The sequence below is a fragment of the Eximiradius proteiniborus genome (assembly GCF_058546985.1).
This window is the reverse complement of the sequence record NZ_CM178592.1, coordinates 533,013-550,230: the sequence shown is the minus strand read 5'-3', so window position 1 is coordinate 550,230 and position 17,218 is coordinate 533,013. Positions and strand designations below refer to the sequence as shown.

Annotated in this window: 9 protein-coding genes and 1 tRNA gene; 3 read left to right on the top strand and 7 right to left on the bottom strand. The window is 34.6% G+C overall.

Annotated features, from left to right (window positions below):
• Position 1 precedes the first annotated feature (1 nt).
• Both ACY2LT_RS02345 and mraY read left to right on the top strand, forming a co-directional pair.
• Positions 2-889 (top strand): NAD(+)/NADH kinase, encoded by an 888-nt coding sequence (locus ACY2LT_RS02345; RefSeq protein ID WP_491816105.1) that lies wholly within the window; start codon positions 2-4, stop codon positions 887-889.
• Positions 890-902: 13 nt separating this feature from the next.
• Positions 903-2,033 carry a phospho-N-acetylmuramoyl-pentapeptide-transferase gene (mraY, locus tag ACY2LT_RS02340; protein WP_491816103.1) on the top strand — a complete coding sequence of 377 codons (1,131 nt, stop codon included), beginning with the start codon at positions 903-905 and terminating at the stop codon, positions 2,031-2,033.
• Here the strand turns inward: mraY and rimO are convergent.
• The 6 genes from rimO to ACY2LT_RS02310 form a co-directional block, all read right to left on the bottom strand.
• Positions 2,030-3,322 (bottom strand): 30S ribosomal protein S12 methylthiotransferase RimO, encoded by a 1,293-nt coding sequence (gene rimO / locus ACY2LT_RS02335; protein WP_491816102.1) that lies wholly within the window; start codon positions 3,320-3,322, stop codon positions 2,030-2,032. The genes mraY and rimO overlap by 4 nt on opposite strands.
• Before the next feature lie 89 nt (positions 3,323-3,411).
• Positions 3,412-3,714, bottom strand: a complete 303-nt coding sequence (locus ACY2LT_RS02330; RefSeq protein ID WP_491816101.1) for a hypothetical protein — start codon at positions 3,712-3,714, stop codon at positions 3,412-3,414.
• 8 nt (positions 3,715-3,722) lie between these two features.
• Entirely contained in the window at positions 3,723-4,130 is a 408-nt protein-coding gene (locus tag ACY2LT_RS02325) for a PspC domain-containing protein (RefSeq protein WP_491816099.1), read from the bottom strand.
• A 67-nt stretch (positions 4,131-4,197) separates the two neighbouring features.
• Complete coding sequence (locus ACY2LT_RS02320) at positions 4,198-5,004, bottom strand: exodeoxyribonuclease III (protein ID WP_491816097.1); 807 nt, start codon at positions 5,002-5,004, stop codon at positions 4,198-4,200.
• 18 nt (positions 5,005-5,022) lie between these two features.
• The gene (gene pdxH, locus ACY2LT_RS02315) at positions 5,023-5,667 is read right to left on the bottom strand and encodes a pyridoxamine 5'-phosphate oxidase (protein WP_491816096.1); all 645 of its coding nucleotides are present in this window, start codon (positions 5,665-5,667) and stop codon (positions 5,023-5,025) included.
• A gap of 275 nt (positions 5,668-5,942) precedes the next feature.
• Positions 5,943-6,389, bottom strand: a complete 447-nt coding sequence (locus ACY2LT_RS02310) for a hypothetical protein (protein WP_491816095.1) — start codon at positions 6,387-6,389, stop codon at positions 5,943-5,945.
• 150 nt (positions 6,390-6,539) lie between these two features.
• Between ACY2LT_RS02310 and ACY2LT_RS02305 the strand changes: the two genes are divergently transcribed.
• A tRNA-Asn gene (locus ACY2LT_RS02305) sits at positions 6,540-6,613 on the top strand.
• A gap of 231 nt (positions 6,614-6,844) precedes the next feature.
• On the opposite strand, the gene ACY2LT_RS02300 is transcribed toward ACY2LT_RS02305, so the two are convergent.
• Positions 6,845-17,191, bottom strand: coding sequence for a right-handed parallel beta-helix repeat-containing protein (locus ACY2LT_RS02300; RefSeq protein ID WP_491816093.1), 10,347 nt, complete (start codon positions 17,189-17,191; stop codon positions 6,845-6,847).
• Between the last annotated feature and the right edge of the window lie 27 nt (positions 17,192-17,218).

Here is a 17,218-nt window from a genome sequence, read left to right as displayed (position 1 = left end):
AATGAATAATTTTGTTCTTTACGAAATTTCAGAAAAACCTGATGTAATTAAATGGGCTGAAAAGGCAGCCCATATATTATGCGAAGCTAATGTTAATTGCTATGCCCGCCAAGAGGCAATAGAACAATTCTCTGGTGAAATTCGAGAAAAAGTCAATCCTATTGAACTTAGTGACTTCGGAAAAGTTGCAGATGTTGTTATTACCTTTGGTGGAGATGGAACAATCCTATCAGCTTGCCATAAATTAATAAATTATGATGTTCCAATAATGGGATTTAATGTTGGGAAATTAGGTTTCTTAGCTGAGTTTTCTGTGCAAAATTTGGAAAAAGCAATTAATAATCTATTAGAAGGAAATTATAGATTAATTGATCGTTCTGTATTAGAAACTCAAATTGGTGGTAATACTTATTTTGCTCTGAATGATTTCGTTTTCGAGAAAAAAGATTCTCCGAGAATGATAACCATTCAGGCTTATGCAAACGACCATTATGTAGGTGAATACAGGGCTGACGGTTTAATTATCTCAACTCCAACAGGATCGACTGCATATTCACTTTCTTGTGGTGGACCGATCATTTCGCCTTCCACAAAAGCTATTTGTCTTACACCAATTTCGCCTCATTCTCTTACATTACGTCCATTAGTAGTTGATGATAGCAGCGATTTAAGATTTGTTGTATTTTCACCTACAGGAAAAGTAAATTTTGTTGCAGACGGACAATTGCAAACAATTCTATCAGATGGAGACACTGTCAATATTTATCTTTCTAAAAATAGAGTAAAATTGATAAAACCAATGGAAAGTGCTTTTTATGACTTAATACGCACAAAGCTCCACTGGGCTGTCAATCCTGTTCAAGAAATCAACAAAAATATTGAGAATTAATTATTAGTGAATTATGTTTTATTTTTTATCATTTTTATTAAAAAATCATTTTGACATACCAGGAATTGGATTATTTCAATATATTACTTTCCGTTCAGCAGCAGCAGCAATTACTGCTTTAATTATTTGCTTCTACTTTGGACCTAAAATTATTAATAAGCTTCGGAAAAATCAACTTGGCGAACAAGCCAAAAGAGAACTTGCTACAGTTGGAAATCATTCGCTAAAAGCTGGCACTCCTACAATGGGAGGCTTAATTGTATTGCTTGCAGTCCTACTCCCTACTATACTTTGGGCAAATGTTTCAAATATGTTTGTTATTCTTATCCTCCTCACAACAATATGGTTAGGAATTGTTGGATTTATTGATGATTATCTCAAAGTTGTAAAAAAATTCCCAAATGGATTAATTGGCAGATACAAAATTGTTGGACAAGTTTCAATCGGACTAATTATTGGAACAACTATATATTTTTTCCCAGAATTGTTTTCCTCATCATTTGATAAATACAATACACTGACTACAATTCCATTTTCAAAAAATATCAATTTTGACTTTGGATTATTATATATTCCAATGGTTATTTTTGTAATGACAGCAACTTCAAATGCAGTAAATTTAACAGATGGTTTAGATGGATTAGCAATAGGAACTGTTGGAATTTCAGTGTTTGCACTTGCATTAATTGCATATATTTCTGGTAATGCAACCTTTGCCAAATATTTAAACATAATGTATTTGCCGGGTAGCGGCGAAATTACAATTTTCGCAGCCTCTATTATTGGTGCAGCCTTAGGATTTCTATGGTTTAATTCTTATCCGGCTCAGGTATTTATGGGTGATACAGGCTCACTCGCGCTTGGTGGGGCATTAGGAGGTATGTGTATTTTGTTAAAAAAAGAGTTTCTTTTACCTATTGTTGGTGGAATATTTTTTGCAGAAACTTTATCTGTAATAATTCAAGTATCTTATTTTAAATATACAAAAAAGAAATACGGCGAAGGTCGAAGATTGTTCAAAATTGCTCCCTTACATCATCATTTTGAAAAATGTGGAATACACGAATCAAAAATAGTTACACGTTTTTATATAATTGCCGTAATGCTTGCGATAATAACTATGGCAACCTTCAAAGTTCGCTAATTTGCTGGATATTCAACGTGTAAATCATATTCTTCCGCACGAAAAACTTTTGCTTTAATAATCACACCCGGCAAAAACTTTTTATTGGATTTTATTATAACACCATTGTCAATCTCAGGTGCATCGAATTGAGTTCTACCAATATAAAATTTCTTATTCTCGTCATCATCGATAATTACTTCAATTGTTTTGCCAATAAACGATTTATTACGTTCAAGCGAGATTTGCTGCTGTAATCGCATAATTTTATCTAACCTTTCATCCTTAACTTTTTGTGAAACTGGATCGCCAAGTGGATAAGCTGTTGTTCCCTCTTCTGGTGAATAGGCAAACACTCCAAGCCTTTCAAATCGTTGTTCCTCAACAAATCTATATAGTTCTTCGAAATCTTGCTCTGTTTCTGTGGGATAACCTACAATAAAAGTTGTCCGAATAGCCACATTGGGAACAGTATCCCTAATTTCTTTGATTAGATCAATAATATTCTCTTTTGTGGCTCTTCGCTTCATAGAATGGAGCACGTTATTTGAAATATGCTGCAAGGGCAAATCAATATATTTACATATATTTTCGTGTTGAGCTATTACTTTCAAAACTTCTTTCGGAAAATTTGTTGGATATGTGTAAAGAAGACGAATCCATTTAAATTCAAAATTTTCTGCTAAATTATTGATCAAAATTGGCAATTTATATGTTCCATAAATATCTTTTCCGTAATAAGTTGTATCCTGAGCAATAATATTTAGTTCCTGAACACCTTGTTTCGATAAATCTTTTGCTTCTTTTAATATTTCTTCAATATCTCGGGAACGATATTTCCCTTTAATTAACGGTATCGCACAAAATGAACAACGATGGTTGCATCCCTCTGAAATCTTCAGATAACTGTAATGCGGTGGTGTCATCAAAAGGCGGCTATAATCAGATACGAATTTTTTCCCAAAAGAAGCAACAATTTGTTTATAGGGTTCAATACCAAAAACTTCATCAATTTGCAATATTTGATTTTTCAAATCAGGGTAGCGTTGAGTGAGACAACCAAACACAACGAGTTTTTTTATTTTATTTCTACGGCGTAATTCAGCCATCTGAAGAATTAATTGTATGCTTTCTTCTTTGGCGGGCTTAATAAAACCACAAGTATTAATTATTACTGCATCCGCTTCATTCAGATTATTCGTTAATTCAAACTGCTTACCATCCAAAATTCCTGCAAGACGTTCGCTATCAACTAAATTTTTATTACAGCCTAATGTAAGAATTGCTATTTTGTTTATTTCGTTGTTCACAATAAATCATCATATAAATATTAAAAAATTAATATACTAAAAATATATATATTTCCAAAACAATATGAGGAATCTAATTAGTGTGGTCTCTAAAAATAGTTTATTGGAATTTGAAGCGTCAAAAAATTTACCGTATCTACATAATTACATTTATGACTTGCATCTGCAAAGATACCATAAAAATAATATCCAGCTATTATTCCTGATAATATCATCAATAGGATTTTTACTCTTTCAGATACTTTGAAAAAACTAATCCCTAAAAATACAAGAAAAAATTGCCATACATAATTCGTAAAGTTGAAACTTATTGGAATTACATAATTATTAATTATACTAATCAATCCTAATGAAATAAAGAAAGTTCCCAACAATATACTTGATTTTCCCATAACTGATTTTAACTTTTCTTAGAAAACAATAATAAAACACCAATAATTATTAGGATGATTGAAAAAAAGATACCACTATCCCAAATTGGAATAAATTCATTAACAAAAAACAATAACCCTATCGCAATAAGAATAATTCCAAATACAGTTCGACTTTGAGGTTTGTTCGAATTAATTTCCGACAAGTCTTCTGCCTCAGTAACTGGAATAAAATCATTCGAAAAAATTGGTTTAGGACGTTCAGGTACAATAATCCAAAATATAATGTATGCAATAAAACCTACTGCATAAGAAATTGTCGTAATAATAAATAAGGCACGAACAAGCACTGGATCAATATCAAAATACTCGGCAATTCCTCCGCACACTCCGGCAATTTTTTTATCAATATATGAGCGATATAATTTTTTTGTCATAACAATATTCCTTATCACGTATTCTATTTGATATACGTAACGAACACAAACAATGTTTCAAAAAAAATTAGAAATTTAGTTCTAAAACAACCGGGCAATGATCAGAACCTAAAATTTGCGGTAACTGGCGAGCATTCTTTACAAATGGAACTAAATCATTTGAAATAAGATGATAATCTATTCTCCAGCCAATATTTCTTTTGCGAGAATTGGCTCGATTGCTCCACCAGGTATAATGTCCACCTTCTTTGATAAACAACCGGAATGCATCAGTAAAACCAGCCTCGAAATACTCTTCCATTTTATCACGTTCAATTTTTAAAAATCCAGAAGTGTTTTCATTTTCTTTTGGATTAGCAAGATCAATTTCTGTTCGTGCAGTATTAAAGTCACCCATAATAATAACTGAACGACCTTTCGCCAAAATTTGTTTCACATACCCCAAAAGAGCATCATAAAATTCAAGTTTATAGTCTAATCGTGGGTCGTCTGTATATCCTTTTGGAAAGTATACATTAAATAAAACAAATTTATCAAAGTCAGCTTCTATAATCCTACCTTCATCATCAAATCTGGGAATACCAATCTCGAGATTTACATTTTTGGGTTCAATTTTCGAAAAAAGAGCTACACCACTATACCCTTTTTTTACTTTACAGGGATTATAGAAAGCTATATAGCCCGGTGGCACTCTAAGATGGTCAGCGATTTGCTCGGGATTTGCTTTTATTTCTTGCAAACCAATAATATCAGGTTTTTCTTCTTCAATAAAACTAAACAAATTATTCTCAAAAGAAACGTTATCAAGGCGAATACTTTTATTCTGCCCTGTAATTGCTCTATAACCATTCACATTCCAGGTAACGATTTTCATTTGCAATCCCTTTATGGATTATGGATAAAGCCTATCTATTTGCCAATCACCCTGTGGCAATAATGCATAGCGAAAACGATCGTGGAGACGACTGGGGCGTCCTTGCCAGAATTCGAATTGCTCAGGAATTAGTCGGTAACCACCCCAATGAGGAGGAAGAGGAACGTTTGTTGGGTATTTAAGCATTAGCATAGCTACTTTTCTCATTAATGAAAATCGAGACTTCAATACTTTGCTTTGCTCGGAAGCCCATGCTCCAAGACGACTTGTATATGGACGCGATTGAAAGTATTGGTTGGATTCTTCAGCAGTCAATTTTTCGATTCTTCCTTCAATTCGGACCTGCCTTTCAAATTTATCCCAGAAAAACAGCATTGCTGCATTGGGATTTATTTGTAACTCCTGCCCCTTTCTACTTTCATAGTTTGTGTAAAAAACAAAGCCACGTTCATCAAAACCTTTAAGCAACAGAATTCGCGAGGATGGTTTTCCTTCACCGTTTACAGTTGATAAAGCAAAGGCATTTGGATCTGCAAAATCACCTTCCAGAGCTTGATTGAACCAAATTTCAAATTGTTCGAATGGATTTTTATTAATTGTTTTTTCATCAAGCTTGAATTTGCCATAATCATGACGTATTGAAGATATATCTTTTTCTACCATCGATTAACTATTCCTATAATTTTATAGTAAGCAAAAATAATAAATATTACCGACTTCATCAACCTATTGTTATCATTACTCCATCGGATTCTAAGAATTAATTAGCGAATTTCGCTTTAATACTTGAAGTACCTAATTTGAGAGTAAATACAGATAGATCTATTAAATTCTTTTTTTTACAAAATATTACAAAGAATTTTTTCAAATAAAAAATTAGTAAAAAGATTCTTTAAAAATAAAGAAAAAGCAGCGTACTAATTAAGCAAGGATATTTATTATTTTTTAATAAATTGAGAACAAACGTAATATACAGAGCCATTTTCATCTATTTCAGGGGTCAGAAAGCCGTTTTTTGTAAGTTGTTCAAGTGCATAATTTGCTTCTGCAAGTGATAAACCTGTTTTTAAACTTAAAGTAGCGGCATTAATAACATTTTCATTTTCTGCTATGCATCGCAAAACAAGCTGTTCATATTTTCGGAGAACTCCAAAATTATCATATGATTTATATTTTTTACGCATTTTGTGACCAAAATAAAAAGGCACCAGCCCAAATAAGGCACCTACCAAAATAAAAGGACCTGCCAGTCCTATATCCTTTTCAATCAATGAGAATATAACCAAAAAAATACCATAAAAGATATTTACAATGCCAACCACCCAAAGAAGATTAGCAAAAAACTTATAAAAAACAGATTTACCTTTAAAAATTACTTCAGGCATAAATATGAACCTTTAGTTTTTTCGGCAAATTTAGAATAAAAAAAAATTAAAAAAAAATACTTTTTTACGAAAAAATATTTGCTTTTTTAAAAAATATGCCGTAATTTTGTATCCTCATTAATGATGATTGTTCTTTGATTTCGAAATAATTCCTGAGTAGCTCAGCTGGTTAGAGCATCTGACTGTTAATCAGAGGGTCGGGGGTTCAAGTCCCTCCTCAGGAGCTGAAAAAAGCCTTGGAAAGTATCTATTTTCAAGGCTTTTTTTGTTAATAATCTATCATCATTATCTTCTCATATCATATTATTTTTTTTACATATTCTTATCAAGTTGGAGATATTTTGGGGACAATCATTTTTTTATTATAAGAACTTATTTATAATATCATTACAAAATACAAAAAAAGCTGCCTCTCAAAGTTGAGAGGCAGCTTTTGATTGTTATGTTCAGTAATATTATTTCACTATTACAACGTTATGAACAGCAGTTTCACCGTTTCCAGAAACTCGTAAGAAGTAATTGCCACTTGGCAATTGACCAGTTGCGTTTGATAATTCTATCATAAAGTTATGAGAACCTGTATTTAAGTTCACGTTATTAACATAAACTGTTTCACCAATTACATTTACAAGTTCAACACGATACAAACCAGCGTTTTCAACATCAAGAACAAACGAAATTCTATCTGTTGCAGGATTTGGAGTTACAGAAGAAATCTGCAATGAAGTTGCAACTTCAATTTCGTCTGCATCTTTACGCGAAGTCTGGCGAGTACGTGGGTTGTTTGCTAATAACTCAGAAGAAGTATTGTAAATAATTGTTCCACCGTTTTGGTTATATTCAAATACGTGGAATGTGTAATTTTGTAAGCGTTCAAGACCTGTTACAGTAACCGGTCCATTACCAGTTCCATTGTAAACTACATAATAATCATTACCATCAACTGTATGTTTAGTACTTGCATTGCCAAATAATGGATCTGCATCATAATAAACATTATTTTGAGGAACGAAAGCAATTGCGGGCCAGCTACCTTGTTTAGTAGCTACTACAATGCGACCGTTACCATTACCATTAGTCCAGTTGAATGTAATTTGTGTACGACCCCAGTTAATCCAATTGATTTGAGTAGCTTGATTTGGCAGAGTAACAACGTAGAGTGTAGCAACATTGCTTGCAATTGTCGCACAACTAGTAACTAATGCACGGTATTGGTTCCCGTTCATACTATTCAAAATGTAATTAAGTGATAATGTATTGGATGTAGCACCGGGAATATCAGTCCAATCATTGCTACCATAAGGCTTAACCTGCCATTGAATAGTATTTGTTGGATTTGCAGTAGCGACTGTTAATGTAACATTAGAGAATTCTTGTGCATAAACATCTGTTGGTTGAGTTGTAATTACTGGAAGAGGAATAACTGTTATTTCGAATGTACCAGAATTAACACATCCATTGTTGTCAGTATATGTGTAAGTAATAGTGTGTGTGCCTGCACCAGCTGCTGCTGGATCGAAGATGTTATTTGCTACACCATTACCTGAATATGTTCCGCCAGCACCAGTTAATGCAAATGGAGCATCAATAATGCACTTAGTGAGGTTGTTAGGAACATTGATTGTAGGTAATGGATTAACAGTAATTGTAAATTGAGCCGAGTTTGTACATCCATTTTCATCTGTATAAGTATAAGTTACAGTATGTTCACCAACTCCAGCAACTGATGGATTGAATTGAGTAACAGCGTTGCCATTAATTGTGTATGTTCCACCTGTTGGTGTAGCACCTGTAAGAGTAAAGATTGGTGCATCAACACATACGGAAATGTCTTGTGGAACAGAAATTTGAGGCAATGGATTTACTGTAATTGTAAACTGTGCTGAATTTGTGCAATTATATTGATCTGTGTAAGTGTAAGTAATAGTATGAACACCAGCACCAGCAGTAGCAGGATTAAATGTAGTTACTGGATTACCATTCAATGTATAAACACCACCTACTGGGGTAGCACCAGATAGAGTAATTGGATCTGCATCAATACAAACTTCGATATTATTAGGAGCAGTAACTACAATTGAATTAATAACTGTAATTGTAAATTCAGCTGAATTTGTGCAGCCATTGGCATCTGTGTACGTATAAGTAATAGTATGTGCACCAACACCAGCAACAGATGGATTAAATACACCGTTGGAAACACCAGGACCACTGTAAGTACCACCAACTGGCAATCCACCGGTTAATGTTTGTGGAGTACCTAATGCACAAATTTCAAAATCAGCTGGTGCAGTTACAATTGGTAGCGAATTTACAAGAACTGCATAATATGCAGCACCAGTATTACCATATGTATCAGTAATATTAGCAACTAATGTAGCATTGCCAAATTCATTCCAAATAGCATTAACACCGTTTGCATTTGCTAAAAACTGTGCATTTAAGTTAGAAGTCCAGTTAATATTTGCAACAGAAACATTACCGAGACTAATAGTGTAAGCATTTGAGGAACCAATACAAACTGCATTTGGACCTGAAATTGGATTTACAGGATATGTATTAACGTTCTGTATTGCCGACCATTCTGATACAGCCAAACCACGTTTAGCACGTACTTTGTATTGATATTGAGTATTAGCAGTTGCGAATAAGTCTGCAAAATACGAACCGTTAGAAGTAGCATTGCCAACATCAACAATATCGTTATTCAACCAAAGTTCAAATCCATCAATTGGCTGAGATACGTTGTAGTTCCAGTTAGCAGTAAACATATCGAAAGATACATTTGTTGCAGGAGCAACTGTTGGAGGAGTAACATCAAATGCTGTTTCAACAAAGCGTGGATTCATCACACCGGCAAATGGATTGTAACGAACACCAGCATTAGTATAGTATTCGACAACAAATACATTGTAGCGGGTCGAAGGTATTAATCCAGAAATTGAAACAGTACGAGCAGAACCTGTAAGATGCTTTACTACATAAGCACGTTTGCTACCATAGCGCAGTTCAACAGCATTTGAAAGATTGCCATCAGTAGAAGCAAAGCTTGAAAGATCATTGCTCAAAGTTGCGATCAATTCATACCAATCGTTTGAAGACAGTTCGTCTGGAGAAACAAGAACTAATCTTCCTTGGCCATTACCATTTATCCAGGAAGCATTTAATGAAGTTGTGCCGATATTACTGAATACAATAAAGCGAGCAGCAACATCATTATTTTCTGGGATGTTTGCCCCTTTAATGTTATTGGTACTATTTCTTGCTACTCCATAAATATCTGTAGTTGTCAAAAGTGAAGGACTGATGAAATCAGGATCTGACAATACTGCATAAGTAACAAATGGCATACTAGTTTGGAATGGAACAACTTTCATTTTAGCATTTGCATCTTTTGAGGTTGCTGTCTGCCAAGCCGAAAGTGAAGTATGTACAGTTGTATTGTTGATTGTATAACCGATTCTCAAGTTTGATGAACCTGCTAACTGGTAGATATTATGGTCTAAATTATTGAATACATTTGCACTGTGAACATAATAGATATAGTTTTGAGCAGTTGATGCTGAAGTCTTATTTACAAAAAGGTTATTTCTTACATCAACATCCTGAACTGCAGCATTACTTACAAACAGAACACCAGAATAGCCTACTCCGCTATGAAGCATTCCATTCATAAGCACAGTATTGTTATAAATGTTTATGTAACGACCATTACTAATAAGAATAGCATAAGGGTTATTTTGAACATAAGTTGGATTTACGCTGCCATATCCGGAAATACCCCAAATCATATTGTTTTCAATAATAATTGGAGTTGATGCACTATTGACTGCATTACCACTTATGTTAATACCATATGCACTTCCATTAGCAGCAGCGGTAAATAATGTGCTGTTCAAATCGAATATCTTATTGCCTTTTACAGTTAAGCCTTGATTAGCACCTGTTGAAATAAATATACCGCTTACGTTTGCAATGTTATTGTTCAACAAACCAGCATTAGTAATTGAGTTTTTCAATATTTGGGCATTTGCACTTGTTTGAACGAAAATACCGTATAAACGGAAGTGTTTAATAATATTATGTTCAACAACGGCATTAGCAGAGCTAACAAGGTTTATACCGTATTGAGCACCAGGATATAGCTCAGGTTTAGAAGTAAAGATTTCATTATCTTTAACAAGAGCATTGTTTGCTGAGTTAATTACTATACCAATGTTTTGAGGATTAATAACAGTGTTGTTTTCAACAATAGGTGCATTTAAACTATATAGTTCAAAGCCATTGTATAACAACCCATCGAACTCTTCATCACCGAATATGTTATCTTTTATTTCAATACCTGTAGGTCGGTTAGCAACATGCCCCTGGAAAAGAAAACCACGTTTTGCGTTATAGAATATATTGTTTTCAATAACAACATTATTGTTCGGAGCAATTGGAGTTGCACCAATTGTAGTTGAAGCACCTGAGAAAATACCTGCAGTATTATATAAGTTAATATCTTCAGTCGCAGTGGCTAAAATAGTATTCTCAATTTCAATATTTTCAGCACCGGCCGCATCAGTATTTGTAGAAGCAAGCCAAATTGCAACACCATTTGTAGTTGCAGTGTTAATAATCTTCAAATTATGATTGCCACCGTTGAATTCAATTCTATCAGCACCCAATAATTTGAATACTGCACCATCAGGTACGTTTGCAGAAACTGTTCTTAATGCAACATTATCAGTAGTAATTGTAATTGAGTGACCAGTACCGAAGTATTCTGGAAACTCAGGAATATTAACCTGAGCAGGCTCAGTAATATCAGAAACTGCAACAAGTGTAACGTCGCCACCTACTAATGCACCGTTATTGTTTATTTCGTTGAAGAAAGCAGTAAATGTTGGGAAATGAGCATTTTCTGCGTCACCAATGTAGTAAGTCCCCATTAATACATATGGTGCAGTTGTAAATGAACGAGTTTCACTCCAAGGTGATACATTTATTGCATTAATTGCTCTTACACGCCAGTAGTAAGTTGTAGTATAACCAAGTTGTATAGTTGCTGAATTAGTTGATACGACCTTGCTTTCAACAATATTTGTGAAGTTAACATCAGTTGCAACTTGAATGCGATACATTAAGGCATCGCTCACGGTTTGCCAAGTGAATGTAACGTTTGCAAGCACATCGACAGCATTATTTGCTGGCGAAACAAGCACAGGAGTTGACAAAGGTTGCACTGAAAAACCAAAACGAACATTAGGTAAACTGCTACTTGCTGTTAAAGAAGTAGGCATATTATTGTCATCGCGAGCTGCACGATGGCGATTAGGAGTAACTGTCGTATAAGCATAATTTGGATAAGCCGAAATCCAATCTTGATAATGTTTAACAACAAGAACAGCAAGATTATTTGTTCCATTATATGCAAAAGGTGTGGACAAATTCACTTGCATCCAACCTGAAGTCGCATTGTTCGGGAAACTGCCGTGATATACTCGAGTAAAAGTAGTAGTATCATAAGTACCTGTAGCAAGTGAGTTATCAGTTGTGTGTTTCATAAATATAGAAACAGGTCCAATAGGATTAACATCTGTTCCACTAACTTTATTGTATGCAATAGAAGTAATAGTAGCTGGCATGCCAATTTCAGATGATAGATAAATAGCCTCTGAGGCGCTCATTTTATAGTATCTATCCAATGGATATGACTGTCCACTTGTTCCGGTTCCAATAGTAATCTGAGCAAGAGGTGTTGCAGCAGTTGTAAAATTACGAACTTGGCTCCAGGCACTCTGATATTGAGCATTATATGCTCGTACTCTCCACCAATATGATTGATTGAAGTCCAAGCCATAATAAGTGTGAGATAAACTACTTGTATTTATTTCACCTACTTTTGTAATAAGAGAATCAGAATAAATTTCAAGAATGTAACCAGTTGCATCAACATTGTTTTGCCAGGTAAATGTTACGTTTATGTTCATACCAGTAGCATTATTTGCAGGTGTAAGTAACACGACAGGGAATATTGCCGGACGTGTGGCAAAAGTACGTGTTTCTGACCAAAGACCTGTATAATTTGGATTTTTCCCACGTACACGCCACCAGTAATTAGTTTCATATTGCATATCTACAGTTACACTCAGGTTTGTAGTGATTGTTGTGTAGAAAACATTAGTGAAGCTTGCATCAGTTGCAATTTGTATTTCATACTCAGTAGCATCAACGTTCGAATTCCAAGAGAATGTACTTTGTATTGGTAAGTTTTGAGCATTATTTTCAGGTAAAACAAGAGCTACAGGATAAATTGCTGGACGAGTAGTGAATTTCCAAGGTGTTGTAAATGCACTTTGATTTTGCGAATTATATCCTTTAACGCGCCAATAGTAATCAGTATAATATTGCAAGTTAGTTAGTTTATAAGATGTTCCTGTAGTATCAACTTGAACAAGGATTGTATTGAAGTTTGGATCTGTAGAAACCTGCAAAATGTATGCTGTTGCATCAAGAGCTGGCACCCAAGTCAATGTAACTTCTTCAATTGGGTGATCAGTTGAATTATTTGCAGGTGATAGTAATTCTGGTTCGAGTGTTTCAATTTCAAGAACACTATTTCCAGTTTGAGCAGAAATCGCACCGTAGCTAACAATTGCTTTATATGTTCCAGCATGCGTTGGATTTGTCTGTGAAATGAATAATATATTATTGTTGAGAGTTATATCGTTTACTCCACTTGTTATCGGATTATTGTTAAATAACCATTGATATGTGAAACCAGGATAATGCCCTTCAGGAACAGAACGAGTAAGACCATCAGCAAAAGCAGTTATGGCAGGAACAAATGTTAATTCAAATGTAGCATTGGAGCCTTTCTTTGTAAGAGCAGGCAGATCTGTTTGAACTGTGATAGCTGATGGATTAGCAATGTCTGCACCAGCAAGGTTATTGATTTCTGTACGAGTTTCACCGTGGATATCCAAAGCAGGCATACCGGTGAATAATGGCTTGCGTAACGTTAAATCAAGTAAAGATGTACCTTGAACAATAGGATTGTTATGTGCAATAAAGTTCAAGCTACCATATGTTGAATTCTGGTCGAAACCTAAAGGAGCCACAGCAGTCTTATAAGCATCGAATGTAGAATAAGTCGAGGAGCCTAAAACTGCGAAAACAGGCTTATTGCCACCATTAAAGTAATGGTTGTAGTCTACATAATAGCCAAGCGAGTCATGATATGTAAAATTAAGCCAATAAATTACAGCTTGAGCAGCAGCTGCAACATGCTGAGTTGAGTTAATGATTATATTATTCCTGATTTTTACGTTTTTAACAGTATTTGTAGTTACAAAAACAGCAGCATTACGTGGTGTTTGCGTGTTTGTCTGGATTGTCCCTGCCATATTTATTGTATTATGATAAATATTTACTCCATCGGATGAAGCAGCAATACGAATTGCAAAATCGTTATCAGATGTGCTTGTGTTATTCCAACCAAATGAGTAGAGATTTGATATCATATTATTTGCAATTGTTGCATTTGTTACATTTGCAGCAATATTTATTCCCCAAGCACCATAACCACTAGTAGAAGTATTAGCCATATCTCTAATAATATTGCCTTCAATAACAGGATTTGGAATATTACCAGCAGCAAGCTCGATAGCTGCTAAATTCGGGCTCGTGCTCAAAACAAGGTTAAAAATTTCATTATTTCTTATTATTGGAGCATTACAACCGTTTAGAATAATGCCTCGGACACGAACTGTCATTGTGTCAACAATGTCACCAATTTTGTTCCCTATAATTTGCACTCCATTTAACCCACTACCAAGTATTCTAATACCATGGTATGCTTTTTTAATATTGTTATTAAGAATATTTACATTATGACTGGTAGAATTATTATTTGCTGCACCAGAAGCATCGCGGAGTAGAATACCATACACACTAGAGCCAGTGCCAACTGTACCGATAATATTTAGGTTTTTCAATGTAATATCAGTTGCACCATTTGTAGCACTTCCTATAATTTCAATGTTATTGGAACTTGTAGCTGGATTGATGTTAATGATTGTTAAACCATTCTGGTTATTTAATAAACCATCGATTGTAATCCTATCAGCTTGATTAATAACAATGCAAGAGCCGGATTTATTGAATGTTAATGTGCGTGGAGCACCAACAGGTTTAATCGTGATAGTAAATCCGCCACCACCTTCTTCGATCTGTTGATTAAGTGTTACTGTGCCAGGCTCACTAATATCAGAAACAATTTCAACAGTTACGTTTCCGGTTACAACATTATTGTTTAACATAGCAAAGAAGCCATTTGTGCCAGTTAATGTTGTAAAAGTTTGCCCATCACCAACTTGATATGTGCCACTTAAAGCAAAAGAAATATTATAACTTGTAGACACACCAGTTATTGGAAAGTTAGCGGCAGTTAAATCAGTAGATGTTGGAGCTGTAGCAAAAGTACCGCTGGAAACCCTCAATAGAGCATTTGCAGAAGCATCCTGAGCAACGATAAAGTATTGAATAACATCACCTGCCTGGACGCCACCATAAATCAATGAATTATCAATAGTAAAGATGTATTCATCGGGTCCGCCAGGATTAGCTATAGAGTATTTCCATCCATCTGTTGTATTTGTGTTATCAATAAATGTGTTAGCGTTAGTTGTTTTTCTGTAATAAATACGTGGTAAGTTCCCTGCATTGATACCACTTAAGTCTGTAATAACAGCAGATAATGTTCTATTTGTAAGCAATGCAGTATTACCAAGTGGTGTAAATGTAATTGTTGGAGGAACAAAATCACCCGCTTGTTCATAAGCACCTAAAGTTGGTGCCGTCGCTGAACGTGCATTACCAAGTATGTCGGTTGTAACTGTTGCTATTGGAGTACCTAATCCAACTACTGGTGAACCAGTAAAAGGTATTAACTTAATATTAGAATTAAACAATGGATTAAGTGTTACAGAATTTAAGTCTTGAGTAACGACTGCCTGCCAATCGTTGAGCGAAACACAATCGTTACCCACAAATCCCAAAACTGCCTGAGAGCCAGAGACGTAATAATCATTATAATTAATCGTGGAGCTTGTCAAGTTGCCAGTGCCAGCCAAATAAATAGCATACGCTTTTGAACCGGTGTAACCTTCTCTTGAGTTCACAAAAATATTATTACGTATGTCCAAACCATTAGTTGATGTAGATGTAATAAATAAGGCTGCTGATAAGTTTGCTGCAGCATTTGTAGCAGTTGCTGTGCCAAACAAATTCACACTATTGTGATAAATTTGATGTCCTGTTCCAGCAACAATTCTAATTCCAGCAAGTGCGTAAGATACAGTAGTTTTATTCGAATTATCGAAAACACCCGCAATTTCATTATTAACAAGAATACAGTTATTTGGACTAGTTCCACCAATCCAAATTCCTTCAGCTTGACTGGAAGTTGATGTTGAAGTAGAAGTAATATTTTTAATAATATTGCTGTTGAAATTTACGCTTGCAGAACCGGATGAATATATTCCTCGAACATCACCACCACCAGTAATATTACTAATTGTATTTTGAGAAACATTTGATGTACCCGAACTAGAAAGATAAATACCTCCGCAAGTGCTTGTTGAATTAATATTTGAAATAGTATTATTAGAAATATTACTATTAGCACTTGAAGAATAATAAATTCCATAAGTAGTTGATGAAGTATTGCAACTTCTTATAATATTGTTAAAAGTATTTCCGGAACTTGAGCTAGCATAGATACCATAGAAAGTAGAACCAGCACAGTTTTCAATTAAGTTGTTTGATACATTGAAGTTGCCACTTGAGCTTGTAAAATAGATACCATAAAAATAAGAAGAACTGGTAATGTTTTTAATAGTATTATTTGAAACTGTTGCACCAGTAGAGGATGTAAAATACATAGGATAATATGAATTACTACCAGTAGTAACACTGTTTTCTAATGTATTATTTGTTATAACAGCATTTGAAGAATATGAGAGGTAAATGCCGTATTGTGCGGATGCCGTATTGACATTGAAAATGTTACCACTAACATTCGGAGCAGAACAATAACTTAAATAAATTGAATAATAAAGCCCGTTACCCACCGTAGCGTTATTTCCAAAATTATTGTTTGATATATTTGCATTTTGAGCAAGACCACCGCTTATCCCATTAATACGAATACCGTAGTATAATGTGCGGAAATTATTGTATTGGATTGTTAAGTTGTCAATACCAGTTGCTCCTGTAGTCAAAGTAGTACCCATTGCACCTGCAAGAATACCGTAGATAGTTGAAGCAGTGGCAGATGCACCAACAAAATTAACATATTGAATAGTGTTATTTTTAGGACCATCGCCAGATGCTGACTTAGTCAATCTTACGCAAACGCCATTAGAAGTAGCCGTACTTTGAATTGTAAGTGCAGGTGTGGAACCAGCCATATTAATACGGCCATCAATAGTAACAAAATCGGCATCCTGCAATTCGATAATACCGTATTGTACACTACTTGTAATTGTTGCAGTAGTAGTAGGATAAATGAAAACTTGTGTGTAATTAGCAGCACCCACACCAGAGGCATTAAGAACAGCTGTAGCTGTTTCAGTTGTATTGCCGATAATCTCGACATTGATATTGCCCTGATGCGTACCAGCATTAATAGCATCGAAAGCTGCTTTTAGATTGCTGTATTGAATGCCATCAATCATCACTTGCGCACTTGCAAATGAAGCAGCACCCAAAGCAATTGCTAATATTAAATAAAATCGTTTGAAAAAATTAAACATAAAGAACCTTTTATATTGTTAAAAATA

Excerpts from the sequence above, each read along its gene's own strand:
- ACY2LT_RS02300 (WP_491816093.1), bottom strand. The coding sequence starts at position 17,191 with ATGTTTAATTTTTTCAAACGATTTTATTTAATATTAGCAATTGCTTTG.
- ACY2LT_RS02325 (WP_491816099.1), bottom strand. The coding sequence starts at position 4,130 with ATGACAAAAAAATTATATCGCTCATATATTGATAAAAAAATTGCCGGA.
- ACY2LT_RS02345 (WP_491816105.1), top strand. The coding sequence starts at position 2 with ATGAATAATTTTGTTCTTTACGAAATTTCAGAAAAACCTGATGTAATT.
- ACY2LT_RS02310 (WP_491816095.1), bottom strand. The coding sequence starts at position 6,389 with ATGCCTGAAGTAATTTTTAAAGGTAAATCTGTTTTTTATAAGTTTTTT.
- ACY2LT_RS02330 (WP_491816101.1), bottom strand. The coding sequence starts at position 3,714 with ATGGGAAAATCAAGTATATTGTTGGGAACTTTCTTTATTTCATTAGGA.
- ACY2LT_RS02320 (WP_491816097.1), bottom strand. The coding sequence starts at position 5,004 with ATGAAAATCGTTACCTGGAATGTGAATGGTTATAGAGCAATTACAGGG.
- mraY (WP_491816103.1), top strand. The coding sequence starts at position 903 with ATGTTTTATTTTTTATCATTTTTATTAAAAAATCATTTTGACATACCA.
- pdxH (WP_491816096.1), bottom strand. The coding sequence starts at position 5,667 with ATGGTAGAAAAAGATATATCTTCAATACGTCATGATTATGGCAAATTC.